The organism is Novosphingobium sp. Gsoil 351 (assembly GCF_009707465.1).
Taxonomy (GTDB): Bacteria; Pseudomonadota; Alphaproteobacteria; order Sphingomonadales; family Sphingomonadaceae; genus Novosphingobium.
Genome location: NZ_CP046120.1, coordinates 1,479,663 through 1,506,208, shown reverse-complemented (window position 1 = coordinate 1,506,208; position 26,546 = coordinate 1,479,663). Strand labels below are relative to the sequence as shown.

Here is a 26,546-nt window from a genome sequence, read left to right as displayed (position 1 = left end):
CGCGGCGATGCAGACCAGCGGGCAGACCATCGCGGAGACGCTTCTCGCCTGGTACGGTGACCACGCGCGTACGCTGCCGTGGCGCGCGCCGCCGGGGACCGACGCGGCGACGCTGGGCCCGGACTGGCCGTATCGGGTTTGGCTGTCCGAGGTGATGCTGCAGCAGACCACGGTAGCCGCGGTGGGGCCTTATTTCGCCCGTTTCACCCACCGCTGGCCCACGGTCGCGGCCTTGGCGGCGGCGGACGAGGCCGAGGTGATGAGCGCCTGGGCGGGGCTCGGATACTATAGCCGCGCGCGCAACCTCATCGCCTGCGCCCGCGCGGTGGCGGCGCGGGGCGGGTTTCCCGATAGCGAGGCGGGCTTGCGCGAATTGCCGGGGGTCGGCGCCTATACTGCGGCGGCGGTGGCGGCGATCGGGTTCGGGCGCGCGGCGGTGCCGGTCGATGCCAACATCGAGCGCGTCGCGGCGCGGCTGTTCGCGATCGGCGAGCCCATGCCCGGAGCGAGACCGGCCATTCGCGAGGCGGCGGAGCGAATCGCGCCGACTGGGCGCGCAGGCGATTTCGCGCAGGCGATGATGGACCTGGGCGCGACGATCTGCACCACCCGCGCCCCGCGGTGCCTGCTGTGTCCGTTGCGCCCGGCGTGTGCGGGCCATGCCACCGGATCGCCCGAAACGTTTCCGCTCAAGGCTCCGAAGCGGGCCAAGCCGCTACGCCGGGGGCGGGCGTTCTGGACATTGCGCGACGACAAGGTCTGGCTCGTGCGCCGCCCGCCCAATGGCATGCTTGGCGGGATGCGTGCGTTGCCGGACGACGGCTGGAGTGCGAGGGGCGACGGCAGCGGCGGCGAGGGCGAGGGCGAGGTGCTCGGCATGGTCCGCCACGGGTTCACGCACTTCGATCTGGAACTTGTCGTCGTGGCCAGCGAACGCACGACCGGCGAGGGGGAATGGTGGCCGGCTTCCGATCTCGATTCGGCGGGTCTGCCGACGCTGTTCGCGAAGGCTGCGTCGGTGGCGACGGCTTGCATCGAGACCGCCAATAAACCTTCCTCGTCACCCCGTGCTTGACGCGGGGTTCGGCTGCCTGGTGGCGTCACGCCACGCCTCAAGAAGAGCCCAGCCCCGTGTCAAGCACGGGGCGACGGGTTGATTGTTGGCGAGGGGTTTACCCCTGGAACTCAGAAAATCCCGCCGCCCAGGCTCAGCCTGACTACCGCGATCAGCAGCACGATCAGGCAGAAGTTGCGTCCGCCGTTCTTGGACGAAAGCGCGCCGAGGCCTGCGCCCAGGATCGCGACGGGCAGCACGATCCAGTTGCCCCAGCCCAGAAACGGTATCGCCGAAGGGATCGCCATGAGTAGCGCGACCAGGCCGAGGAGAATCGAGAGCACGTTGAGCATGTGTGTTATCTAAGTAAGGCACTTCGCCCGTGCAAGGCCGGAGATTGACGACCAGACGGACCGCGCGCACACAGCGTCCGATTGCATTCAAGGACCGATCCAATGCCTTTCGACCAGTTGACTCTTTCGCGCCGCGCGGTGTTCGGCAACGCCGCCCTGCTGGGGCTGGGGACTGCGTTCGCGCCCCATGCCGCGCTCGCCAAGCCTGCCGCCGCAGCTGCCTCCTCCGCCGCATTTCCGTCAGTCACCGCGTTCGTCGACGGCTACGTTGCCAAGCGCAAGGTGCCGGGGATGCTGGCGATGATGGGCTTCGGCCAGCGGCCCGCGACGGTGATCGCGCGCGGCACCGAAGGCTTCAACGATCCCGATCCCGAGACGATCAACACGCTCTACCGGGTCTATTCGATGACCAAGCCTGTCACCGGAATGGCGGCGATGATGCTGATCGACGCGGGCAAGATGAGCCTCGACCAGCCCCTCAGCGACATTTTGCCCAAGTTCGCGAAGATGCAGGTCCAGGTCACCCCCGACGGCTCGATCACCGATCTGCGTCCGGCCAAAACCCCCATCACGATCCGCCACCTTCTCACGCATAGCGCGGGGCTGGGCTACTCGATCATCCAGAAGGGCCCGATCAAGGCCGCTTACGAAGCCGCCGGGGTGATTCCCGGCCAGGTCAGCAAAGTGGCGATACCCGGGCTCGACCGGGGCAAGCCGGTGGGCAGCCTGGCGCTGTTCGCCGATCGCCTGGCCGAGCTGCCGCTGGTCTACGAACCCGGCACCCAGTGGAGCTATTCGGTTGCGCTCGACCTGATGGGGCGGGTGATCGAGGTCGTCAGCGGCAAGCCGTTCGACGTGTTTCTTCAGGAACGCTTGTTCGGCCCGCTGGGGATGTCCAGCACCGGGTTCCGGGTCGCGCCGAAGGACATCCACCGCCTCTCGACCAACTACGCGGTACTTGCCGGAACCCCGATCCCGATCGACCCCGGCGAAGCTTCGATCTTTGCCGACAAGCCGCCGTTCCCGATGGGTGGGGCGGGATTGGTGACCTCGCCCCACGATTACGACCGCTTCCTGAGGATGATCGCCAACTACGGCGCGATCGACGGCAAGCGGGTGATGACCGAGCGCGCGATCCGCACCGGCACCAGCAACCTGCTGCCGCCGGGCGCCTCGACCAAGGGCACGTTCGCGAACGGCGCCGGGTTCGGCGCGGGCGGCCGGGTCGGGCTGGGCGACGCGGCGGGGACGTATGGCTGGGGCGGAGCGGCGGGGACGGTCGCGCTGGTCCACCTCAAGTACGGCCTGCGCGGCGGGCTCTACACCCAGTACATGCCTTCCGAGGCCTATCCGGTCCATGCCGATTTCCCCGTCGCGGTGATGGCCGATCTCGCCGCGATGGCCCCGGCGCGGCGGAAGGCGGCGTGAGCGGCACGATAGCTTTCGCCGGCGCGCAACTCGACCGCGCCGACGCGATCCGCAACGATCCCGAGCAACTCTCCGGCCTGATGGACTGGCGCGCGCGGCTGTTGAAGCTCGACGGACTCAGCCCCGCGATCACGCCCGACAATACCCTCGAATGGGGCACGCTGGCCGATGCCGATCCGGCGAGCGAGCTGATCTTCCTGGGACTTTTGGGTGGCAAGGGTTGCTTCGCCGAGGTCCATCCGAAGCTGGCCGGGAACGCGGCCCCGCTCGACCCCGTGCTGTGGCGCGCGCTGACCTCGCTCGAGCACGAAGATCTGGCGATCTACGGCGCGGCGCGCAGCCTGGTCGATTGGCACGCCCGGCATCGCTTCTGCGCGCGCTGCGGGCAGCCGACGGCGCTCACCAAGGGTGGCTGGCAGCGGCGCTGCGCGAGCTGCGGGGCGGAGCACTTTCCACGCACCGATCCCGTCACGATCATGCTGGTCGAACATGAGGACCGGGTTCTGCTCGGCCGCCAGCCGCGCTTTCCGCCGCGCATGTTCTCCGCGCTCGCCGGGTTCGTCGAGCCGGGCGAGAGCATCGAGGAGGCCGTCGCGCGCGAGGTGTTCGAGGAAGCCGGGGTTCGGGTTCGCGAGGTCCGCTACATCGCCAGCCAGCCGTGGCCCTTTCCCTCGCAGCTGATGATCGGCTGCACATGCGTGACCGACGACCCGACCCTGACGATCGATGCCAACGAGATCGAGGAAGCCCGCTGGTTCACGCGCGACGAGCTGAACGCGGCGCGCGCCGCCGGGATCGAGGGCACCGCCGACCTGCTGTTCCCGCGCTCGTTCGCCATCGCGCACCATCTGGTCACCTGGTGGCTGGACCGATGACCGCGACCGCACCCCAAGCCGTGACCATCGACGTCTGGTCCGACGTGATGTGCCCGTGGTGCATCATCGGCTACAAGCAGTTGCAGACCGGGCTAGCGACGCTGGACGGCGAGATCGCGGCGGAAATCCGCTGGCATCCGTTCGAACTCAACCCCGACATGCCGCCCGAGGGCGAGGACAGCGCCGCGCACATCGCGCGCAAGTATGGCCGCACGCCCGCCGAGGCGGAAGCCGGGCGCGAGCGGATGAGCAGCATCGCGGAGGCCGCGGGCTATTCGTTCCGCTACACCGGAGAAGGCGATCCGCCGCCGCAGCGGATGCGCAACACCTTCCTCGCGCACAAGCTGCTCACCCACACCCTCGCCGCGCACGGGCCACAGGCGCAGACCCGGCTCAAGCTGGCGTTGTTCGACGCACACTTTCAGCAGCGCCGCGATGTCGGCGATGTCGAGGTGCTGGCGGACATCTATGCCGCGCTCGGCCTGCCGCGCCACGAGGCCGAGGTCGCCTTCGCCGATCCGGTGCTGGGCGAGCGGGTCCGCGCCGAAGAGGCGCAGGCGTGGGACATGAACATCAGCGGCGTCCCGGCAATGCTGGTGAACGGCAAATACCTCATCCCAGGCGCGCAGGATCCCGAGGCTTACGCCAACATACTGCGCCGTGTGGCAGCAAGAGAAGCGCAACTGGGAGAGCGATGAGCGCGTTCGAAGGCCAGGTCGCGGTGATAACCGGCGGCGCGGGCGGCATCGGCCGCGCGCTGGGAGAGGCCCTCGAAGCGCAAGGCGCGCAGGTCCTGCTCGCCGATCTGGCCGGACAGGGCGTGTTCGCCTGCGACGTCACCCGGCCCCAGGATTGCGCGGCACTCGCGGACGAGGCCTGGCGGCGCTTCGGGCGAGTCGACCTGCTGATCAACAACGCCGGGATCGGCGGCGCGAGCGGACGGCTGGCGCAAGTCCCGCTCGACCAGGCGCGACGGGTGTTCGAGGTCAACTTCTGGGGAGTGTGGAACGGTTGCGCCGCGTTCGCCCCGCGGATGGCGGAACAGGAGCATCCCTCGGCGATCTACAATGTCGCGAGCGAAAACGCGCTGTTTTGCGCGATGCCGCGCTCGGCCGCGTATATCGCCAGCAAGCATGCGGTGCTCGGGCTTACCGAGAACTTGCGCGAGGATATGCCCCCGCACGTCCACGTCGGAACGATCATCCCCGGCTGGGTGGCGACCGGGATCAACCCCGAGGCGATCCGGAACCAGGCGATGCCTGCCGCGCGATTCGCCGAGATCGTCCTACCCCAGGTCGCCGCGCGCCAGCGCTTCGTGGTGAGCCATGCCCACAACGTCGAACGGATGAACGAGCGGGTCGGGTCGCTTGAAGCCGCTTACGCCACGTATGCTCCGCGTTACCCCGGCGACGAGGAATACGACGTCCGCCATTTCATCCAGCGCATGCGCGAGGGGCGCGAGCGTTAACCCTGCCTGTGGATAAGTTTGCGTTCGGTCCGCCTTTGGGAGAAAATAGCGCGGCTTGCAGAAGGATGGTCCGAGTCGTGCGCTTCACCGTCAAACGCAGCGAAGCGGCCGCGCGCCGCGCGCCGCTGGTGCTAGTGGTCGGCGGAGCCGTGCTTGCCGCGGGCAGCGTGATGGCCGCGCCGGGGCTGGGCCTCCGAGCGTTCTCGGGCATCGTCCGCAACGACTATCCGATCCGCTTCGCGCTGCCCGAAACCCGGCCGTCCGGTCCGCTTGCCGCCAGCCCAGGCCCACGCGAAGCGCCATTGGCGGAGATCGCCGAGGTGGCCGAGCCTGTACCCAGCACCGCCGCCGAACCGCTTGCGAAAGCTTCGCCGGTTGCGCTTGCGGCGGCATCGACGCTGCCGGTCCCGACCGTGGCCCGCGTCGCACCGCGTTCGAAAGTAACCGGAGTGATGGCGCTCAGCTACAGCTTGGCCGGCGGGGCCAACGCGGGCGACGCGATCGAGGTCGACAAGGCGGTCAGCATTGACGGGGTCGACGTCGGGCGCGTGCCTATCCGGATCGACGGCAACGCCAAGGTCTATGCCCAGGGCAAGAAGCTGGCCGCACTGATCGCGGCAAAATCGGGCGAGAAGGCGGTGCCCCCGGGGCTGAGCGAGGACTTCGTCAGCCTGGACGCGCTGCGCGCGATGCGGATCGGCGTGACGTACGACGCGATTAGGGATCGGCTGGTGCTGGAGCCGCCGGGGGCCTAACCCGCCAGCGCATCGATCACCCTTGCCAGCGCTACGTCGCGCGCGCTCAGCCCGCCCGCATCGTGGGTGGTCAAGGTGATATCGACCCGGTTGTAGACGTTGCGCCATTCGGGATGATGGTCGGCCTTCTCGGCGGCGATGGCGACGCGGGTCATGAACCCGAACGCTTCGCTGAAATCGGCGAATTCCAGCTCGCGCACGATCGCCAGCCCGTCGCCGCGCAAGGTCCATTCGGGCAGCGCGGTGAGCGCGGCATCTCGATCGGAAGGGCTCAATTGGGCGATTGCCATAAGTCGGCTCCAGCAAGGGGTTCGGTCGGCTCGATAGCGGGATCGGTAACTTTGCCAAACACCAGCGCGCCAACCGAAAGCACGGTGACGAGAGCAAAGCCTAGCAGGGCATTGGCCGGATCCTGAAGGATGAAGACTCCCAGCAGCGCAACGTTGAGTCCCAGCGCAAGCCATAGCGACCACGGCTGGAATGGTGCGCGGTAGGGACGCGGCGCATCCGGAAATCGCGCGCGCCACGCCAGCGCCACCGCGGCAGTCACCGCCAGCATCGCCTGGGATAAAGATACGGAAGTCGCAGACAATGCGAGATAGGTCCCGGAAACGAGAAACATTGCGGCGAATGCCGACGAGGCCAGCATCGCCGGAAGCGGCGTCCCCAGCGCGCTCACTCGCGTCAGCCCACGGGGCAGCATTCCGCCGCGCGCCATGGCGAACACCAGCCGGGAATTGGTCATGACGCTCAGATTGGCGATCGCTCCGACCGAGAGGACCCCGAACGCGGTAAAGATCGCCCCGCCGCGCGATCCGAACACGCCGGCGGTGGCATCGGCCGCGGCGAAGTCCGATCCTGCCATCGCAGCGGGACTGCGCACGTGGAGCAGTGCCAGATTGACTAGCAGATAGAGCACGGCGACCCCAATGATTCCGCCGAACATTGCGCGCGGGATCGCTCGACCTGGATTGGCGATCTCTTCGCCGTAGATCACCAGGTCGGCCCATCCGTTGTACGTACCGATGATCACCAAAATCGCCGTGGCGAAGGCCATCCAGCCACCAATCGGGACGTTGGCCGGCGCGCTCGACAGCACGTGGCCCGGCTGCGCGAACAGCACGACCACCAGCCCCGTAAGGACCACTCCCTTGGCGCTCGAAAGGACGACTTGGGTCGCACCGCCCGCGCGGGTTCCGGCGGCGTTGATCAGGCAGAACCCCACGAGAACCGCGAACCCCAGCACGCTCGCCCCGGAACCTGCCGCCGCCGACACCCAATCGCACCAGAAACTCGCCGACGACAAAGCATAGCAGCGCGGTTGTCGAGACATACAGCACGAGCATGGCCATGGCGCTGGCGACCCCCGCCGCCCGGCCAAAAGTGTGCTGCACCCACGGGATCGGACCTCCCGCGTTCGGCATTGCTGCAGCCAGCTCGGCAAAGGGCAGGGCGCTGATCAACGCCAGGACCGCACCCAGCACCCACAGCCCGATCAGCACGGCTGGTGATGCGCTGGCTTGCGCGACGATCCCTGGCGAGCGCAGGATGCCTTGCCCGATCACCGAGCCGACGACCGCGGCGATCCCGAAGGTCAGCCCGAGCACGCGTATCAGATGATTGCCGTGTGACATGCCGATCCCCCGATCCGCTTGGGGTGTGCGGCACATCGGGGCTGGTGGCAATGGCGCGCTTGGCAGCGGAGGGGCGAGCACCTATGCCCGCCAGCGATGCCCGCCTGCCGTCTCGCCGCGCATGACCTTGCCTGCCGCCGCGGCGATCGGGTGCTGTTCCGGGGACTCGGCTTCGCGCTGAATCCTGGTGAGGCGCTTCACCTTGCCGGACCCAACGGGATCGGCAAGTCGAGCTTGATCCGCATCCTCGTGGGGCTGTTGCGGCCCTATGCCGGATCGGTCGAGCGCGTTGGCTCGTTGGCGTTGGCCGACGAACGCCTCGCGCTCGACGGGCACCTGCCGCTGGGCCGAGCGCTGGAGTTTTGGCGGGCATTCGACCGTACCTCCGAGGCGACTCTCGATACGGCGATCGAGACGCTGGGTCTTGGCAACCTGCTCGACGTGCCCGTCCGTTATCTCTCGACCGGCCAGCGCAAGCGCGCCGCGCTGGCCCGAACGCTGCTCGCCGGTGCGCCGATCTGGCTGCTCGACGAGCCGCTCAACGGCCTCGACACGGCTACCGCCGCCACGGTGCAGGGCCTGGTCGCGAGGCATGTGGACGGAGGCGGGATCGCGGTGATCGCCTCGCACCAGCCGTTTGCGCTGGCCGGAATGGCGCGGCTCGAACTCGCTGCCTTCGAACCGATCGACGCATGAGCAGCCGGTTCGTCCAGCTCCTGCGCCGCGACTTGGCACTCCTCCTGCGTGGTGCCCAGGGGCGCGGCGGGGCGACGTTGCCGGTGTTGTTCTTTGTCGCGGTGGCGATGCTGTTTCCGTTCGCGGTGGGGCCCGACGCCAGGCTGCTGGCGCGCACCGGGGCAGGGGTCATCTGGATTGCCGCGCTTCTCGCGGCGATCTTGCCGCTCGACCGTCTGATCGAACCCGATCTCGAGGCGGGGTTGTTCGATCAGTGGGCGTTGCGCGGGATCGCCGAAGAAACGATCCTGGCAGCGCGGATCCTCGCGCATTGGCTAAGCTTCGGTCCGCCGCTGATGCTGGCGACGCTGCCCGCGGCGGCGCTGCTCGGGCTCGACGCGGCGCAATTGCGCGGGGTCGAACTGGGGCTGCTTGCGGGCACGCCGGGGCTTGCCGCGATCGGCGTTACGATCGCCGCGCTAACCGCAGGGCTGCGTGGCGGGGCGGCGTTGGGCGGACTGCTGGTGCTGCCGCTGGCGGTGCCGTTGCTGATCTTCGGCGCAGGCTCGCTCCAGCCGGGCGGCGAGGGCGGATTGGCGCTGTGCGCGGCGGCGAGCCTGGTCGCCATCGCGCTGGCGCCGTTTGCCGGAGGTGCGGCACTGCGGGCCCTGCGCGAGTGATGTGGACGCGCGCAATTCGCCGTGGACTGGAACAAACCTTGAACTTGGCGTTTCAAGCGGGATGATGGGGGCAATGGACCGAATTCGCGCAGCTGCCGACAGCGTCGCATCATCGCTGGTCGAGCGGTTTCATGCCACGCGTTCGCTGTCCGAGGCGCTGGCCAAGCCGTTGTCCGATGCGGACGCGACGATCCAGTCGATGGCCGACGCCTCGCCGGCCAAGTGGCATCTCGCACATACCACCTGGTTTTGGGAGACCTTCCTGCTGCGCGACCATCGCAGCGGATACGACCGCTTCGACGAGCGCTGGGCGTTCCTGTTCAATTCGTACTACGAGGCCGAGGGTCCGCGCTTCGCCCGCGCCGCGCGCGGTATGCTGGCGCGGCCTTCGCTTGACGAGATCCGCGGCTGGCGCGGACATGTCGATGCGGCGATGGCGCCGCTACTCGACCGGCCCGAACTGGCGCCGCTGATCGAACTGGGCATCGCCCACGAGCAGCAGCATCAAGAACTGCTGCTGACCGACATCAAGCATGCGTTCGCGCAAAACCCGCTTGGCCAAGCGGTTTATCCGCAAACCCTTCGCCCTGCTCATCCCAAGCAAAGTGTAGGCCATCGGGACGGGCGGGGTTGGCGGGAGCATTCGGGCGGGATCGTCCGCATCGGCCATGCCGGGCCGGACTTCGCCTTCGACAACGAAGGCCCCGCTCACGATGTCCTGCTCCAGCCGTTCGCGCTTGCCAACACGCTGGTGACCAACGCCGAGTGGGCCGAATTTGTCGCCGACGGCGGCTACCGGACCCCCGCGTTATGGCTGTCCGATGGTTGGGCATGGGTCCAGGGCGAGGGCGTGGAGGCGCCGCTCTATTGGCGCGATGACCGATGGTTCACCCACGAGGGTTGGGCCATGCGCGATCCGCAGGCCCCGGTAACCCATATCTCCTACTACGAGGCGGATGCTTTCACCCATTGGGCGGGCGCTCGGCTGCCCACCGAGTTCGAGTGGGAAGCCGCTGCCGTCGGTTGCGATCGGGCGGCGGGCAACCAGCTAGATACTTCCGGTACGGTCGAACCTGTAGGCGGAACCGCGCTGTTCGGGGATTGCTGGCAGTGGACCCGTTCGGCCTATCTCCCCTATCCCCGCTTCCGGCCTGCAGTGGGGGCGGTCGGCGAATACAACGGCAAGTTCATGTCGGGCCAGTTCGTGCTGCGCGGGGCAAGCTGTGCGACCCCGCGGGGGTCTTCGCGTGCTTCTTATCGCAACTTCTTTTATCCGCATCAACGCTGGCAGTTCACCGGCCTGCGGCTCGCGAGGGACATCTGATGACGGTCGAGGCGGGTCTGCGGATCGTCGAACACGATGCGCAAGGTATCGATACCGCGTTCCGCGAGGATGTTCTAGCGGGCCTGAGCCAGCGCCATAAGGCAGTCCCCGCGCGGTGGTTCTATGACGAGACCGGATCGCAGCTGTTCGAAGACATCACCGGACTGCCCGTGTACTACCCGACCCGCGCCGAGACTGAGATCCTCGAGCGCCACGGGGCCGACTTCGCGGCGGCGATCGGGCCGGGCCGCGCGGTGGTCGAGTTCGGATCGGGCAGCAGCGCCAAGACCCCGCTCGTGCTGCGCGCCATCCAGCCCGCGGCCTATGTGCCGATCGACATCTCAGGCGATTTCCTGCGTCAGTCCGCCGCAACGCTCGCCGCCGGTTTCCCCGGTCTGCCGGTCTACCCTGTCGAGGCGGACTTCACCAAGCCGGTCGCATTGCCGTCCGAAGTGGCGGACATGCCCAAGCTGGGGTTTTTCCCCGGCTCGACCATCGGCAATCTTGTTCCGCCGAGCGCGGTCGACCTGCTTCGCTCGATGCGGCGGACGCTGGGGGCCAAGGACCATGGCGGCACGATGCTCCTGATCGGGATGGACCGGTTGAAGGACGAAGCCACGCTTCTCGCCGCCTACGACGATCCCGCGGGGGTCACGGCGGCGTTCAACCTCAACCTGCTCGACCGGATCAACCGCGAGCTGGACGGCGATGTTCCGCGCGAGGCCTTCCGTCATCTGGCGCTTTGGAACGATGCATTGGGGCGGATCGAGATGCATCTCGCCGCGCAGCGCGATTTGAGCTTCACGATCGCCGGAAAGACTTTCGCGATGGCCTCGGGCGAAACCATCCATACCGAGAACAGCCACAAGTACGACTTGCGGAGCGCTGCGATGCTGCTCCTCGCCGCCGGTTGGACCCCGCGAGCCTGGCACACCGATTCGGCAGAGCGCTTTTACGTGGCCTTGGCAGAGGCGACGGAGCCACGCACCGCGCCATAGTTGCCCGGCGGCCACAGGCCCGCCAATTTCGTGCCGTTCACCGCTGACAAGCCACGGCTCGTCGAAACCGGCGAAAAACCTTCGCGACTCGCTGGATTCCCTTGGCTGTGACTTTTTGCACAGAATATTAGCCAAACCTAACCATGGTTAATCCTCTTGCAAGGCCATTTGGGCGGTGGTTTGCTTGACATGCGGCGGGAATAAGGTTCGCGAGTCGGTTAGCCAGGGTTAGGCTGAACCGCGATACGCAGCCACCCGCCGACAGGGCGCAGGTTGGTTTCTGGATGGTGCGCGGACTGTGTCCACGCGCTTTCTGCCAGCGCCTGTCCTGCGACCACACGCAAATAAGGCGAACCGTCTCGCGGTTCGCTGCACCAGGGCGAAGGCAGGCTGATGGATTACGAAAACATCCCGGGCAACGGTCGCGACACCGCGAACGAGGCAGGTAGCGATCGCAGCCAGATGGTTCCCGAGATCGCAGCTGCGGCCTCTGCCGCTGCGCGCACCGGCGGAACCCCGCTGATCGCCGACGCAAACGGGGTGATCGTGCTGCCCGCGGGGGCCACGCTTGACGACATCAAGGTGGTCGGCCGCGATCTGGTGATCACGCTCGACAACGGCCAGGTCTTCGTCATTCCCGAGGGCGCGATCGACGTGCCGCAGATCGTGATCGACGGGGTCGCGGTGCCGCCCCTGAACCTTGCCGCCCTGCTGATCGGGGATGAGCCGATCCAGCCCGCCGCCGGCCTGCCGCGCAGTTCGGGCAACAACTTTTTCGAAGACGCCGGTCCGATCCAGAATGCCCACCCGATCGGCGACCTCTTGCCGCCGACCGAGTTCGGGTTCGTCGCCGAGCGGCGCGAGGAGGTGCTTCCCCAGCCGCTCGATCGCAATCCCACGATCGGGATCGTCACCGTCAACCAGCCGGTCGCCACCACCGACGCCACCGCCAGCGTCGCCGAAAGCGGCCTGCCCGCGCGCAACGGCGAACCCGCCGGTTCGAACGCGGCGGCCAACTCCGAGACCACCAGCGGCACGATCGTGTTCAATTCGCCGGACGGGATCGCTTCGCTGACGATCAACGGCACGGTGTTCACTGGCCCCGGCCAGACTTTCGTCAGCCCCCGCGGCACGCTGACCATCACGACTTTCGATCCCGCGACCGGCACTGCCAACTTCACCTACACCCTGACCGACAACATCGTCGGCGGGACGGTCGCCGATCAGTTCACCGTCACGCTGACCGATTCAGACGGCGATGTCGCCACCTCGCGACTGACGATCAACGCCGCCGACGACGCGCCGATCGCGCGCAACGATACCGACACGGTCCCCGCCGGGACCTACACCGCGCAGACCGGCAACGTCATCACCGGCGCCGCCACCACCAGCGGCGCCGCGGGCGCGGATACGCTGGGCGCGGACAACGCGACGATTACCCGGATCGCCAGCAACAACGTCGCGGCGAACACCGACTCCAGCTTCGATTCGGCCGGCAACCTCCAGGTCTCGGGCCAATACGGCGTGCTGACGATCAAGGCCGACGGCAGCTACAGCTTCACCCGCAACCCCGGCACCCCCCGGCGGGGTCAGCGATGCGTTCACCTATACCCTGACCGACTCCGACGGTTCGGCTTCGACCGCGACGCTGACCATCGCCATCGCCGATGCGACCCCGGTGATCACTTCGGTGCCGCCCCCGGGCAGCGCCGCGACGATCGTCGCTGAATCGGGCCTGCCCGCGCGCACCGGCGAGGCGCCGGGCTCCAACGCTCCGGCGCCGACCGAGACCACCAGCGGCACGGTTACCTTCGCCGGCGGCGACGGCCCCGTCACCGCCACGATCAACGGCGTCACCGTCGCGGTAGGCGCGGTCGTGTCGACCCCGAGCGGAACGCTGACCGTCACCAGCTTCGACCCGGCGGCCGGGGTCATCGGCTATACCTTCACTCTTGCCGACAACACTGCCGGCGACACGACTAGCGTCACCTTCAATGTGGTCGTGACCGACCTCGACGGCGACAGCGCGCCCGGCGCGTTCACCATCACGATTACCGATGACGTCCCGCTCGCGGTCAACGACAGCGCTACCCAACCCACCGAGAACGCGCCGATAACGGTCAACGCGCTCGGCAACGACATCCAGGGGGCGGATAGCGTCGCGTTCTCCGCGGTCGCCGCGGTTCCGGGCACGCTCACTGGCACCGGCACCCTGGTCTACAACGCTAACGGTACCTTCACCTACACCCCCGGGGCGGGCGAGCAGGGCACCGTCAAGTTCGACTACACGATCACCGACGGCGACGGCGACACCAGCCGCGCGACCGTGACGATCACGCTGCTCGCGGATTCGACCCCGACCGTCTCGGTCGCGGGCGACAACACCGTCAGCGAAGCAGCGCTGCCCGCGCGCGGCGATGAGCCCGCGGGATCGAACGCGGCGAGCCCCGACGAGACCGCGACCGGCACTATCGGCGTGACCACCGGCGGCGATACGCTCGCCAGCCTGGTCATAAACGGCGTCAACGTCACCGCCGGCGGCACCGTGACCACCCCCAAGGGCGTGCTCGCCGTCACCCTCGCCAATGGCGCCTACAGCTACAGCTACACCCTGACCGACAACACCCTGGCCGATCCCGACAGCGACAGCTTCAGCGTCGTTGTGACCGACAGCGACGGCGATACCGCCAGCACCTCGCTGGTCGTCGCCATCGCCGACGACACCCCGACTGCGCGGGACGACGCCGGGAACGTCGCCGCCGGAACCTATGGTCCGATCGCGGGCAGCGTCACCGCCAACGACACCCCCGGCGCCGATGGCATCGTCGTGCTGTCCCTATGCGCGCGGCGAATCCACCGCGCTCGCCGGGGCGACGCTTCAGGGCCAGTACGGCACGCTGACGATCGCCGCCAACGGCACCTACAGCTACACCCGCAACGCCGGGACTCCGGGCGGGGTCAGCGACAGCTTCGCCTACACCGTGCGCGACGGCGACGGCGATCTGGCCACCGCCAACCTCGTCATCACCATCACCGACAGCGGCACCACGCTGACGCTTCCCGTCGCTGGAACGCCGGGTTCGACGCAAGTGCTCGAGGCCGGACTGCCCGCCGGTTCGGCGGCGGCTGGAGACGGTGAGTTCGCCAGCGGCACTTTCACCTTCACCGCGCCCGATGGTCCGGCGACGGTGACCATCGGCAATACGGTGGTGACCACGGTCGGCCAGACGATCCCAGGCAGCTTAGGTACCCTGACGATTACCAGCATCGCCAGCGGCTCGATCGGCTACACCTATCAACTGACGACCAACACCAGCGGCGACAACACCTCGGATGCGTTCGCGGTTACCGTCGCTGATAAGGACAACGATTCCTCGACCGGCACGCTGACCATCGCGATCGTCGATGACGTGCCGAGCGCTCGGGCGGACGTGGACAGCGTCAAGGAAGACGGCCCGACCCTCGCCACCGGCAACGTCGTAACTGCGGTCGACCGGGTCGAAGGCGACGCCAACACCACCGATGGTGTGGCCGACACCAAAGGCGCGGACGGCGCCATCGTCACCGCGGTTGCGTTTGTCGCCAGCGGCGACACGATCGTTTCGGGGACGGTCGGAACCGGCCTCGCCGGCGCTTATGGCACGCTAACCCTCGCCGCCGACGGCAGCTACAGCTATGCGCTCAACAACGCCAACGCGGCGGTCCAGGGGCTCGACGACGGCGAGACGCTGACCGAGACCTTCCGCTACACCCTCACCGACGGCGACGGCGATCCCAGCACCACCACGCTGACGATCACGATCAACGGCACCAACGACGCACCCGTGGTCGGCACCGGCGCGGCGACGGTTTCGGAAGAGGGGCTTGCGGGGGCCAATGCGGATGCCGTCGGGAACACCGACACCACCGACAGCGCGACTTCGGGCGGGACAATCTCGATCACCGACGCCGACGGTGAACCGGCGACGGTCACCCTCGGCAATCCCGGCGCGGTGCTGACTTCGGGCGGCGCGACCGTGACCTGGAGCGGCATCGGCACCGGTACGCTGACCGGCTCGGTCGGCGAGACCGCCGTGATCCGCATCGCCATCGACAACACCGGCGCCTACACGGTGACCCTGCTCGGCCCGGTCGATCAGGCGACCGCGAACGTCGAGGACACCAAGACTTTCGTCGTTCCGGTGAGCGTCTCGGACGGCACTGCCACGGTTCCGACCACGCTGACCGTGACCATCGAGGACGATTCCCCGCTCGCCGCCAACGATACCGACGCGGTGACCGAGGACGGCCCGACCACCGCCAGCGGCAATGTGCTCACCGGCGTCGGTTCTGACGGCAACGCCGCGGGCGCGGACAGCATCGGCGCGGATGGGCCAGCGGCTGGCGGCGCGGTGGTCGCAATCGCCGGGGGCACCATTGGCAGCGCGCTCGCGGGCACTTACGGCAGCATTACGCTCAACGCCAACGGCAGCTACACCTACACGCTCAACAATTCGCTGGCCGCGGTCCAAGGCCTCGACGGCGACGACAAGCTGACCGAGAGCTTCACCTATACGATCCGTGACCGCGACGGCGATACCGCCACCGCGACGCTGACAGTGACCATCAACGGCGCCAACGACCCGGTGACGATCACCGGGCTGAACACCGAAGGCGGCGAGCAGACGGTGTTTGAGGCAAACCTGAGCGATGGGTCGAACCCGAGCGTGGGCGCGCTGACCAAGGCCGGCAGCTTCACCACCGCCGGGATCGACGGCATCGCGACCATCGTGGTCGGCACCAAGACGGTGTTCACCGGCGGCGCGTTTGTCTCCGGACAGACCATCGTCACCGCGCAGGGAACGCTGACGATCACCGGGGTGACGCCGGTCAAGGACGCGGCGGGCGACACCGTCTCGGCGACGGTGGCCTATAGCTACACCCTCAATGATAATACTCTGGCGCACAACGCCGCGGGCAACGATGCGATCTTCGACAGCTTCGCGGTGACCGTCACCGACAGCGACGGTTCGGTCGCGACCGACAGCCTCGACGTTAAAGTGGTGGACGACCTGCCGCTGGCAGTCGCCGACGGTCCGTTCACCGTGTCCGAGCAGACCGCGCTGGTCATCGACGCGTTCGCCAACGACACCACCGGCGCCGACGGGGTGATCCTGTCGACCGGCATCGCGCTGACCACGGGCGCCGCCAAGGGCACGGTCGCCTACAACGGTAACGGCACCTTCACCTACACCCCCAACGCGGGGGCCGAGGGCGCGGACAGCTTCACTTATACGATCACCGACCGTGACGGCGACAGCTCCACCGCGACGGTCACGCTCAACCTGCTCGCCGACTCCGTCCCGATGGTGAAGTCCACGACCAACCTCATGGTCGACGAAGACGGCTTCCCGCTGCACAATCCGGACGGCAGTGCGCTGGTTCACCCGGCTGAAACCGCAGGCAGCAACAGCCTGACCGACACCACCGGCAGCGCGGTCGTCAACTTCGGCGCCGACACGCCGACCCCGGCCAATCTGGCCGGGTCGATCGTACTGGTCGATCTTCCGGCCTACGACACCCAGCTCAAGACGCTGTCGGGCCAACCGGTGGTGTTCGCCATCGAGGGCACGGCGTTAGTTGGCCGCGAAACCAACGCAATGGGCGTCGAAGTGATCCGCATCGCGCTCACCGGGGCAACCGTTGGGCCGCTCGCGGGCGATGTGACCTACACTTATTCGACCACGCTCTCCCAGCCGGTGCAGCACACTGCGACGGGCGAGGACACAGCCATGCTGATGGGGGTGACCTTCCAGGTCACCGACAGCGATACCGACACGATGACTGGCCGCTTCAACGTGGCGATCCTCGACGATGTCCCCGCGATCAACGTGACCCAGAACGCCGAAAGCGGAGTTACCCTGATCACGCAGGATGCCGAGACCATCGGCTTGCTGACCGATACCGCAGTCTCGACCGCGAAGTTCGGTAATGTCTTCACCCTCGCCTCGGTCGCCGGCTCGGATGGCGCCGCCAGCGCGCCGACGCTCAGCTACGGGCCTCGCGGTGACCAACTCTGCTTCGGGTCTGACCAGCGGCGGGGTCGCGATTACCCTGGCTATGCAGGCCGGCGCGATCGTCGGCTCGGCTGGCGGCACCCCGGTGTTCAGCGTCGCTGTGGACGCCAACGGCGTTGTGACGCTTAGCCAGTTCCAGCAGATAGACCACCCCATCGCCAACGATCCGAGCGCGACCGCCGCGCCGTTTGACGATCAGTTCGCGATCCTCGCCGACGGCGTGATCACGCTGACCGCGAGTTCGACGATCACGGACAACGACGGCGACACGGCGAGCGACAGCGAGACGGTGGACCTTGGGGGCAACATCCGCTTCGCCGACGACGGTCCGAGCCTGAGCAACGTGGCCGCGGGGTCGGCGGTGAGCGTTGACGAGACCAACGCGGGGGTGAACTTCGCTGGTGGTCCGATCAGCATGACCTCGACGGGCGCGGCGATCACGGCGACCTCGGCGTTCGGCGCGGACGGTCCGTTCGGCGGCACCGCGGCGGCGGGGACGACGTATGGCCTGACGATCTCGGGCGGGGGTGTGACCACGCTCAAGACCGCGATCGGCGACCAGGCGATCTCGCTGGTCCAGACCAACGCGACCACGATCACCGGCCAGTACGGTGCGGCGCAGACGGCGTTCACGCTGAGCATCGGCGCCGACGGCAAGGTCACGCTGACCCAGAACGTCGCGCTCGAGCACAACCAGGACGGCAACACTGCCGCCGACTACAACGACGCGCTGAGCCTTGCGGGCCTCGTCAACGCGACGATCACGCTCAAGGACTTCGACGGCGACACCGCCTTCGCCAGCCAGGCGATCGGCGGCAACGTGACCTTCCTCGATGATGGCCCCTCGATCAACGTGATCCAGACCGACGAGGCGGGGATCACGCTGCGGACGATGGACGCCAACACCGCGGGTGCGGCCTCCGATACGGCGACGACCGCCAGCGGCAACTTCGGCGGGGTGTTCTCGCTCACGTCCAGCGGCGGCGCCGATGGCGCGGCGGCGGCGCCGGTGCTGGGCTATGCCCTGAACGTCGCCAGCGCGACGTCGGGCCTGGCCAGCGGCGGCAACGCGATCACGCTGGTCAAGCTCAGCGGTGGCACCGTTGTCGGTTACACCGGGGCCAGCGTTCCGACCGCGGAAACCAACGCCCAAGTGGTGTTCAGCGTCAAGGTCGATGCGGGTGGGATCGTCACGCTGGTCCAGTACCAGCAGATCGATCACTCGCTGCCCGGCGACACCGCGGCACCCTATAACGGCACCAGCGACGACGTGATCCTGGGGACCGGCGTGATCACGCTGACCGCGAGTTCGACGATCACGGACAACGACGGCGACACGGCGAGCGACAGCGAGACGGTGGACCTTGGGGGCAACATCCGCTTCGCCGACGACGGTCCGAGCCTGAGCAACGTGGCCGCGGGGTCGGCGGTGAGCGTTGACGAGACCAACGCGGGGGTGAACTTCGCTGGTGGTCCGATCAGCATGACCTCGACGGGCGCGGCGATCACGGCGACCTCGGCGTTCGGCGCGGACGGTCCGTTCGGCGGCACCGCGGCGGCGGGGACGACGTATGGCCTGACGATCTCGGGCGGGGGTGTGACCACGCTCAAGACCGCGATCGGCGACCAGGCGATCTCGCTGGTCCAGACCAACGCGACCACGATCACCGGCCAGTACGGTGCGGCGCAGACGGCGTTCACGCTGAGCATCGGCGCCGACGGCAAGGTCACGCTGACCCAGAACGTCGCGCTCGAGCACAACCAGGACGGCAACACTGCCGCCGACTACAACGACGCGCTGAGCCTTGCGGGCCTCGTCAACGCGACGATCACGCTCAAGGACTTCGACGGCGACACCGCCTTCGCCAGCCAGGCGATCGGCGGCAACGTGACCTTCCTCGATGATGGCCCCTCGATCAACGTGATCCAGACCGACGAGGCGGGGATCACGCTGCGGACGATGGACGCCAACACCGCGGGTGCGGCCTCCGATACGGCGACGACCGCCAGCGGCAACTTCGGCGGGGTGTTCTCGCTCACGTCCAGCGGCGGCGCCGATGGCGCGGCGGCGGCGCCGGTGCTGGGCTATGCCCTGAACGTCGCCAGCGCGACGTCGGGCCTGGCCAGCGGCGGCAACGCGATCACGCTGGTCAAGCTCAGCGGTGGCACCGTTGTCGGTTACACCGGGGCCAGCGTTCCGACCGCGGAAACCAACGCCCAAGTGGTGTTCAGCGTCAAGGTCGATGCGGGTGGGATCGTCACGCTGGTCCAGTACCAGCAGATCGATCACTCGCTGCCCGGCGACACCGCGGCACCCTATAACGGCACCAGCGACGACGTGATCCTGGGGACCGGCGTGATCACGCTGACCGCGAGTTCGACGATCACGGACAACGACGGCGACACGGCGAGCGACAGCGAGACGGTGGACCTTGGGGGCAACATCCGCTTCGCCGACGACGGTCCGAGCCTGAGCAACGTGGCCGCGGGGTCGGCGGTGAGCGTTGACGAGACCAACGCGGGGGTGAACTTCGCTGGTGGTCCGATCAGCATGACCTCGACGGGCGCGGCGATCACGGCGACCTCGGCGTTCGGCGCGGACGGTCCGTTCGGCGGCACCGCGGCGGCGGGGACGACGTATGGCCTGACGATCTCGGGCGGGGGTGTGACCACGCTCAAGACCGCGATCGGCGACCAGGCGATCTCGCTGGTCCAGACCAACGCGACCACGATCACCGGCCAGTACGGTGCGGCGCAGACGGCGTTCACGCTGAGCATCGGCGCCGACGGCAAGGTCACGCTGACCCAGAACGTCGCGCTCGAGCACAACCAGGACGGCAACACTGCCGCCGACTACAACGACGCGCTGAGCCTTGCGGGCCTCGTCAACGCGACGATCACGCTCAAGGACTTCGACGGCGACACCGCCTTCGCCAGCCAGGCGATCGGCGGCAACGTGACCTTCCTCGATGATGGCCCCTCGATCAACGTGATCCAGACCGACGAGGCGGGGATCACGCTGCGGACGATGGACGCCAACACCGCGGGTGCGGCCTCCGATACGGCGACGACCGCCAGCGGCAACTTCGGCGGGGTGTTCTCGCTCACGTCCAGCGGCGGCGCCGATGGCGCGGCGGCGGCGCCGGTGCTGGGCTATGCCCTGAACGTCGCCAGCGCGACGTCGGGCCTGGCCAGCGGCGGCAACGCGATCACGCTGGTCAAGCTCAGCGGTGGCACCGTTGTCGGTTACACCGGGGCCAGCGTTCCGACCGCGGAAACCAACGCCCAAGTGGTGTTCAGCGTCAAGGTCGATGCGGGTGGGATCGTCACGCTGGTCCAGTACCAGCAGATCGATCACTCGCTGCCCGGCGACACCGCGGCACCCTATAACGGCACCAGCGACGACGTGATCCTGGGGACCGGCGTGATCACGCTGACCGCGAGTTCGACGATCACGGACAACGACGGCGACACGGCGAGCGACAGCGAGACGGTGGACCTTGGGGGCAACATCCGCTTCGCCGACGACGGTCCGAGCCTGAGCAACGTGGCCGCGGGGTCGGCGGTGAGCGTTGACGAGACCAACGCGGGGGTGAACTTCGCTGGTGGTCCGATCAGCATGACCTCGACGGGCGCGGCGATCACGGCGACCTCGGCGTTCGGCGCGGACGGTCCGTTCGGCGGCACCGCGGCGGCGGGGACGACGTATGGCCTGACGATCTCGGGCGGGGGTGTGACCACGCTCAAGACCGCGATCGGCGACCAGGCGATCTCGCTGGTCCAGACCAACGCGACCACGATCACCGGCCAGTACGGTGCGGCGCAGACGGCGTTCACGCTGAGCATCGGCGCCGACGGCAAGGTCACGCTGACCCAGAACGTCGCGCTCGAGCACAACCAGGACGGCAACACTGCCGCCGACTACAACGACGCGCTGAGCCTTGCGGGCCTCGTCAACGCGACGATCACGCTCAAGGACTTCGACGGCGACACCGCCTTCGCCAGCCAGGCGATCGGCGGCAACGTGACCTTCCTCGATGATGGCCCCTCGATCAACGTGATCCAGACCGACGAGGCGGGGATCACGCTGCGGACGATGGACGCCAACACCGCGGGTGCGGCCTCCGATACGGCGACGACCGCCAGCGGCAACTTCGGCGGGGTGTTCTCGCTCACGTCCAGCGGCGGCGCCGATGGCGCGGCGGCGGCGCCGGTGCTGGGCTATGCCCTGAACGTCGCCAGCGCGACGTCGGGCCTGGCCAGCGGCGGCAACGCGATCACGCTGGTCAAGCTCAGCGGTGGCACCGTTGTCGGTTACACCGGGGCCAGCGTTCCGACCGCGGAAACCAACGCCCAAGTGGTGTTCAGCGTCAAGGTCGATGCGGGTGGGATCGTCACGCTGGTCCAGTACCAGCAGATCGATCACTCGCTGCCCGGCGACACCGCGGCACCCTATAACGGCACCAGCGACGACGTGATCCTGGGGACCGGCGTGATCACGCTGACCGCGAGTTCGACGATCACGGACAACGACGGCGACACGGCGAGCGACAGCGAGACGGTGGACCTTGGGGGCAACATCCGCTTCGCCGACGACGGTCCGAGCCTGAGCAACGTGGCCGCGGGGTCGGCGGTGAGCGTTGACGAGACCAACGCGGGGGTGAACTTCGCTGGTGGTCCGATCAGCATGACCTCGACGGGCGCGGCGATCACGGCGACCTCGGCGTTCGGCGCGGACGGTCCGTTCGGCGGCACCGCGGCGGCGGGGACGACGTATGGCCTGACGATCTCGGGCGGGGGTGTGACCACGCTCAAGACCGCGATCGGCGACCAGGCGATCTCGCTGGTCCAGACCAACGCGACCACGATCACCGGCCAGTACGGTGCGGCGCAGACGGCGTTCACGCTGAGCATCGGCGCCGACGGCAAGGTCACGCTGACCCAGAACGTCGCGCTCGAGCACAACCAGGACGGCAACACTGCCGCCGACTACAACGACGCGCTGAGCCTTGCGGGCCTCGTCAACGCGACGATCACGCTCAAGGACTTCGACGGCGACACCGCCTTCGCCAGCCAGGCGATCGGCGGCAACGTGACCTTCCTCGATGATGGGGTGGATGCCAAGAACGACAGCGACAGCATCGCGGCCGGTGTCGGAGGCTCCGCAGCGGGCAACGTCCTGACCGGGGCGGGGACCAACGAAGGCGTCGCAAATATCGATTATCGCGGCGCCGACGGCTCGTTTCTCACTTCGGTGACCGGATCGGCTGGAGCGATCGCCATCGCCGCGGCCGGCTCGACGCTGGTCCAGGGCGCGTTCGGCGTCCTGACCATCGCCGCCGATGGCACTTACAGCTATGCCCGCACCCCCGGCGCGGGTGGCGGGTCGAACGATGTGTTCACCTATACCCTGACCGACAACGATGGCGATTTCGACACCGCGACGCTGACGATTCAGATCGGCGACCTGCTGCCCGTGGCGACCACCGCCAGCGCGGCGGTCGACGATGAAGGCCTGTCCGGCGGGATCACCGGTATTCTTGCTAACGGCGACATCGACGCCAACGCGGGCGATGGCGACTTGACCAGCGAGGCGGTCTTCAAGGGTACGCTCGGCGGAACCCTGGGCGACGGCGTCAACACCTTCCTGTTCGGAGCTACGCTCAACGCCACCACGCAAGCCATGGGCCAGGAGACGGTGACCTACTCGGTCTCCGCCGACGGCTCGATGCTGACCGCGACGATCACCGCGTCGCCTGATGCTACCCGGCTGACGACCACGCTGTTTACGGTGAAGATCACCGATCAGACCACCGGCGCCTACACCGTGACGTTGGTCGACAACGTCCTCCATGCCAACGCCAATGGCGAGAACGACGTCGACATCACCGTGCCCTACCAGTTGCGCGATGCCGATCTCGATCTCTCGACCGCGGGCGTGCTGAGCATCAAGTTCGACGACGATACTCCGACCGCCGACATCAATCTCATGGCAGGGGTTACGCTGACCATCGACGAAACCGATGGCGTCACCGCCAACGCGGGCGAGACCGATCCGGTGGGCGGCAATCTCGGCAGCGCGACGATCGCCGCCGGGAGCCTGCTGACCAGTTCGCTGCTGGGCGGCGCCGATGGGCTTGCCGCTACCGCCTACACGCTCAACCTCGCCAGCAGCGGCGTGGCCAGTGGTTACCTCGACGCGGCCACCAACCAGAGCATCGTGCTCGTCAAGAACGGCGCGGGCGTGGTCGAGGGCCGGGTCGGGACGATCACGGGCGCCGTGGCTTTCACCGTCGCCGCCAACGCCGGCAACGGCCAGGTCACGCTGACCCAGTTCCGCGGGATCGAGCACACCAACACCGCCAGCACCGACGAAACCTCGCCGGGGATGGCCGCGGGGGCGCTGTCGCTGGCGGTGGACATCACCGACGGCGATGGCGACAAGGCCGGCGATTCGGTCGATCTTGGCAGCGTCATCCGCTTCGAGGATGACGCCGCGACGCTCGGCGCGTTCATCTCGGGCACGCTGCCCAATCAGATCGGCACGGTGCTCGGCACATTTGCCCTCAACCCCGGCGCGGACGGGGTCCAGAACTTCTCGATCACTGGCCCGGCGATCACCGGCATTACCTACAGCTCGGCGACCACCACGTCGGCAAGCGGCCTGGTCACCACCACGCTGACCGCGAGCGCTGGCGCCACCACGGTGTTCACGCTGGCGGTCAATTCGGATGCGACCTACCAGTTCAATCTGGTGAAGCCGGATGCCGCGACGACCCAGACGGTGTCGCTGCTCAACCTGTCGCCCGGTGGTCCGACTCAGTTCGTCGAAACCGCGGGTGGCTCGATCGAGTTCACCGGCAGCGGCAACGGCGTCAACTCCTCCACTCAGGGCTTTGGAGTCGACAACCAGTTCGTCGCCAATGGCGAATCATTCTCGATCGAGTTCCACAAGCCCGGCGTGGTCGGCGATGAAGCAACCGCGTCCAACCCGGATCTCGTCGATTCGGTGACGCTCACCAACGACAGCATCAACGGTTCGCTGACGATCCAGTGGACCGCGATCAACTCGGTTACCGGACAGACTCAGACCGGGACGATCGCGGTCTCGGGTGCCCAGACGGTCATCGATCCGACGATCTCGTTCAACCACATCGACATCGTCGGCGTCGGCGGCAGCGGGCAGGGTGTGCGGTTTACGGCACTGTCGATTTCGCGGACGGTCCTGCCCAGCGACAAGAACCTCGACTTCGCGATCACCGCGACCGATGGCGACGGTGACACCACGGCGGTGCAGAACCTCGACGTGCAGGTCACTGCCGCTAACGGCAGCAATGTCTTCGTGCTCAGCGGCGACCGTGTCGCGGGCGAGGCCGACGTCATCGCCTCAAGCACCGCCGCCGACACGATCACCGGCGGCGGGGGCAGCGACACCGCCGACTACGGCGACAGCGTCGCCGCGGTCTCGATCAACCTGGATGACAGCGGCAGCGCTTTCGGCGCGCCCGCCACCTTCTCCGCGCCCAGCGACGGTTCGATCGGCGGCGGCGACGCGGCGGGCGACAAGCTGATAGGCATCGAAAACCTGCGCGGCGGCGCAGGCAACGACGTGCTGTTCGGCAACAGCGGCGTCAACGTCCTTTCCGGCGGCGCGGGCAACGATGTCCTCAACGGCGAAGGCGGCAACGATGTCCTCGTCGGCGGGACCGGGCTCAATACGATGACCGGCGGCACGGGCGTGGACACCTTCGTGATCGCGGCGGGCGCGCTGACCGAAGTCGGCATGGTCGACATCATCACCGACTATACGTCGGGCGAGACGATCGACCTGACCGCGGTTCTCGACCTGGCAAGCAACATCAACGCGGTGACGGGCGGCTACCTGCGATACGTGATCGGCGGCGACATCCAGGTCGATGCCACTGGCGGTGGCGACAGCTGGGTCACCGTCGCGCACATCAACACCGCCGCCGCGGACGTGACCATCCGCTATCAGTCGGGCAGCACGACCACCACGGTTGTGCTCAATCCGGTCGCTCCCCCGATCGTGCTGGACCTCGACGGGGACGGCGCCGAATTCTCGACCCTCGCAGCGGGCGCTGTGTTCGATTACGGCAACGGTGCGGTGAAGACCGCCTGGGCTGGCCACGACGACGGAATCCTGGCGCTCGACGCGAACGGCAACGGCCGGGTCGACGGTGGGAGCGAGATCGTCTTCGCCGGGTCGGGCCTCAGCGACCTTCAGGGTCTTGCTGCCACCTACGACACCAACCACGACGGTTCGCTCGACGCCGGTGACGCCGATTTCGCCAAGTTCGGCGTCTGGCAGGATGCCAACGGCAACGGGGTGAGCGATGCGGGCGAGTTCCACACGTTGGGCGAGGTGGGGATTACCGCGATCGGTCTGGTTTCCGACGGCGTGGCCTACACCGCGGCGGGCGGCGAGGTGACCGTGGCGGGAAGTTCGACCTACACTCGTGCCGACGGCACCACCGGAACGGTTGCCGACGCCTCGTTCGCCACAGCCGCGATCGACAAGATGGAGGCTAAGACCGCCGAGCTGACCGCGACCAATGCGGCGGCGGCGGGCGTGCTCGCGGCGGCGGCGGCGGTTGCCGCACTGCCGGTGGCCGGAGCCGAGGTTGCTCAAGCGACGGTGGCCGACAGCCAGGCGCCTGCTCCGGCGGCGCTCCAGACGCTGCCCGAAACGCACGAGACGTTGCGTCCGGCAAGCGACGCGTTGACCACGCACGAGGCACCCAAGGCCGCCCCGGCCGAGACCGCGAGCCATGGCGACGATGCCCCGGCGTCGGCGTCGAACCTTGCGGCACCTGCCGATCACCCGGCGGTGCCCGGGCCGGCGGACGCTGGCGGGGATACCGGCGAAGCGGCCGCTACGCCGGCAGCGGCTTCGTTCTCCGGCGACGCGGGCCAATTGATGGACGCGCTGCTCGTTGCCGCTCAGGCGGCGAAGGCGGGGGTTGCGGAAGCGGATCAGCACACGCAAGACCTCGCCGCCGTGCAGGAAGCATTCGGCGACAGCCATGGCGCGGCGCTGGTCGATGCAATGGTCGATCACTTCGTCGGGGCACAGGATGCGCCTGCGGGTGGCGGCGCCGATGCGCTCGCCGCACTGTTCGCCGCGAACGTCGCCGGAGGCGAGACGTTCGGCCCGGCATTCGATCTCAACCAGATGCTTTCCGACATGAGCGCGCACGCTGCGGCGCAAGTGTGATCCGGGGCATT

At 67.9% G+C, this 26,546-nt stretch carries 16 protein-coding genes and 2 pseudogenes; 14 read left to right on the top strand and 4 right to left on the bottom strand.

Annotated features, from left to right (window positions below; translation table 11 throughout):
* Positions 1–7: 7 nt before the first annotated feature.
* Positions 8–1,075, top strand: a complete 1,068-nt coding sequence (locus GKE62_RS07170) for an A/G-specific adenine glycosylase (protein WP_154691653.1) — start codon at positions 8–10, stop codon at positions 1,073–1,075.
* Positions 1,076–1,185: 110 nt separating this feature from the next.
* On the opposite strand, the gene GKE62_RS07165 is transcribed toward GKE62_RS07170, so the two are convergent.
* Complete coding sequence (locus GKE62_RS07165; protein WP_154691652.1) at positions 1,186–1,407, bottom strand: hypothetical protein; 222 nt, start codon at positions 1,405–1,407, stop codon at positions 1,186–1,188.
* 102 nt (positions 1,408–1,509) lie between these two features.
* On the opposite strand from GKE62_RS07165, the gene GKE62_RS07160 reads away from it, so the two are divergent.
* The 5 genes from GKE62_RS07160 to GKE62_RS07140 all read left to right on the top strand — a co-directional run bounded on the left by GKE62_RS07160 (position 1,510) and on the right by GKE62_RS07140 (position 5,933).
* The gene (locus GKE62_RS07160; RefSeq protein ID WP_154691651.1) at positions 1,510–2,835 is read left to right on the top strand and encodes a serine hydrolase; all 1,326 of its coding nucleotides are present in this window, start codon (positions 1,510–1,512) and stop codon (positions 2,833–2,835) included.
* Positions 2,832–3,710 carry an NAD(+) diphosphatase gene (nudC, locus tag GKE62_RS07155; protein WP_230206975.1) on the top strand — a complete coding sequence of 293 codons (879 nt, stop codon included), beginning with the start codon at positions 2,832–2,834 and terminating at the stop codon, positions 3,708–3,710. The genes GKE62_RS07160 and nudC overlap by 4 nt, the downstream gene beginning before the upstream one ends.
* Complete coding sequence (locus GKE62_RS07150; RefSeq protein ID WP_154691650.1) at positions 3,707–4,408, top strand: DsbA family oxidoreductase; 702 nt, start codon at positions 3,707–3,709, stop codon at positions 4,406–4,408. The genes nudC and GKE62_RS07150 overlap by 4 nt, the downstream gene beginning before the upstream one ends.
* Positions 4,405–5,178 carry an SDR family oxidoreductase gene (locus GKE62_RS07145; protein WP_154691649.1) on the top strand — a complete coding sequence of 258 codons (774 nt, stop codon included), beginning with the start codon at positions 4,405–4,407 and terminating at the stop codon, positions 5,176–5,178. Before GKE62_RS07150 ends, GKE62_RS07145 begins: the two co-directional genes overlap by 4 nt.
* A gap of 77 nt (positions 5,179–5,255) precedes the next feature.
* A complete protein-coding gene (locus GKE62_RS07140; protein WP_154691648.1) occupies positions 5,256–5,933 on the top strand; it encodes a hypothetical protein in 678 nt (225 codons plus the stop codon).
* On the opposite strand, the gene GKE62_RS07135 is transcribed toward GKE62_RS07140, so the two are convergent.
* The 3 genes and pseudogenes from GKE62_RS07135 to GKE62_RS19685 form a co-directional block, all read right to left on the bottom strand.
* Entirely contained in the window at positions 5,930–6,223 is a 294-nt protein-coding gene (locus GKE62_RS07135) for a 4a-hydroxytetrahydrobiopterin dehydratase (RefSeq protein ID WP_154693598.1), read from the bottom strand. The genes GKE62_RS07140 and GKE62_RS07135 overlap by 4 nt on opposite strands.
* Positions 6,205–7,209: an APC family permease gene (locus tag GKE62_RS07130; RefSeq protein ID WP_195908649.1), complete on the bottom strand. Its 1,005-nt coding sequence runs from the start codon at positions 7,207–7,209 to the stop codon at positions 6,205–6,207. Before GKE62_RS07130 ends, GKE62_RS07135 begins: the two co-directional genes overlap by 19 nt.
* Positions 7,210–7,273: 64 nt before the next feature.
* A pseudogene (locus GKE62_RS19685) lies at positions 7,274–7,567 on the bottom strand (amino acid permease); the annotation flags it as partial.
* A 96-nt stretch (positions 7,568–7,663) separates the two neighbouring features.
* Here GKE62_RS19685 and ccmA point away from each other — a divergent pair.
* The 8 genes and pseudogenes from ccmA (at position 7,664) to GKE62_RS07090 (ending at position 26,535) form a co-directional block, all read left to right on the top strand.
* A complete protein-coding gene (gene ccmA, locus GKE62_RS07120; RefSeq protein WP_154691646.1) occupies positions 7,664–8,263 on the top strand; it encodes a heme ABC exporter ATP-binding protein CcmA in 600 nt (199 codons plus the stop codon).
* Positions 8,260–8,922, top strand: a complete 663-nt coding sequence (gene ccmB, locus GKE62_RS07115) for a heme exporter protein CcmB (protein WP_154691645.1) — start codon at positions 8,260–8,262, stop codon at positions 8,920–8,922. The genes ccmA and ccmB overlap by 4 nt, the downstream gene beginning before the upstream one ends.
* 73 nt (positions 8,923–8,995) lie before the next feature.
* A complete protein-coding gene (gene egtB / locus GKE62_RS07110) occupies positions 8,996–10,246 on the top strand; it encodes an ergothioneine biosynthesis protein EgtB (protein WP_154691644.1) in 1,251 nt (416 codons plus the stop codon).
* On the top strand, positions 10,246–11,244 hold the full coding sequence (egtD, locus tag GKE62_RS07105) for an L-histidine N(alpha)-methyltransferase (protein ID WP_154691643.1): 999 nt from the start codon (positions 10,246–10,248) through the stop codon (positions 11,242–11,244). Before egtB ends, egtD begins: the two co-directional genes overlap by 1 nt.
* 393 nt (positions 11,245–11,637) lie before the next feature.
* Entirely contained in the window at positions 11,638–12,972 is a 1,335-nt protein-coding gene (locus GKE62_RS07100; protein ID WP_154691642.1) for a hypothetical protein, read from the top strand.
* A pseudogene (locus GKE62_RS19680) lies at positions 12,923–13,573 on the top strand (Ig-like domain-containing protein); the annotation flags it as partial. The gene GKE62_RS07100 and the pseudogene GKE62_RS19680, both read left to right, overlap by 50 nt.
* Before the next feature lie 487 nt (positions 13,574–14,060).
* The gene (locus GKE62_RS18880; protein ID WP_230206974.1) at positions 14,061–17,429 is read left to right on the top strand and encodes a VCBS domain-containing protein; all 3,369 of its coding nucleotides are present in this window, start codon (positions 14,061–14,063) and stop codon (positions 17,427–17,429) included.
* A complete protein-coding gene (locus tag GKE62_RS07090; RefSeq protein WP_230207064.1) occupies positions 17,311–26,535 on the top strand; it encodes a DUF5801 repeats-in-toxin domain-containing protein in 9,225 nt (3,074 codons plus the stop codon). Before GKE62_RS18880 ends, GKE62_RS07090 begins: the two co-directional genes overlap by 119 nt.
* Positions 26,536–26,546 lie beyond the last annotated feature (11 nt).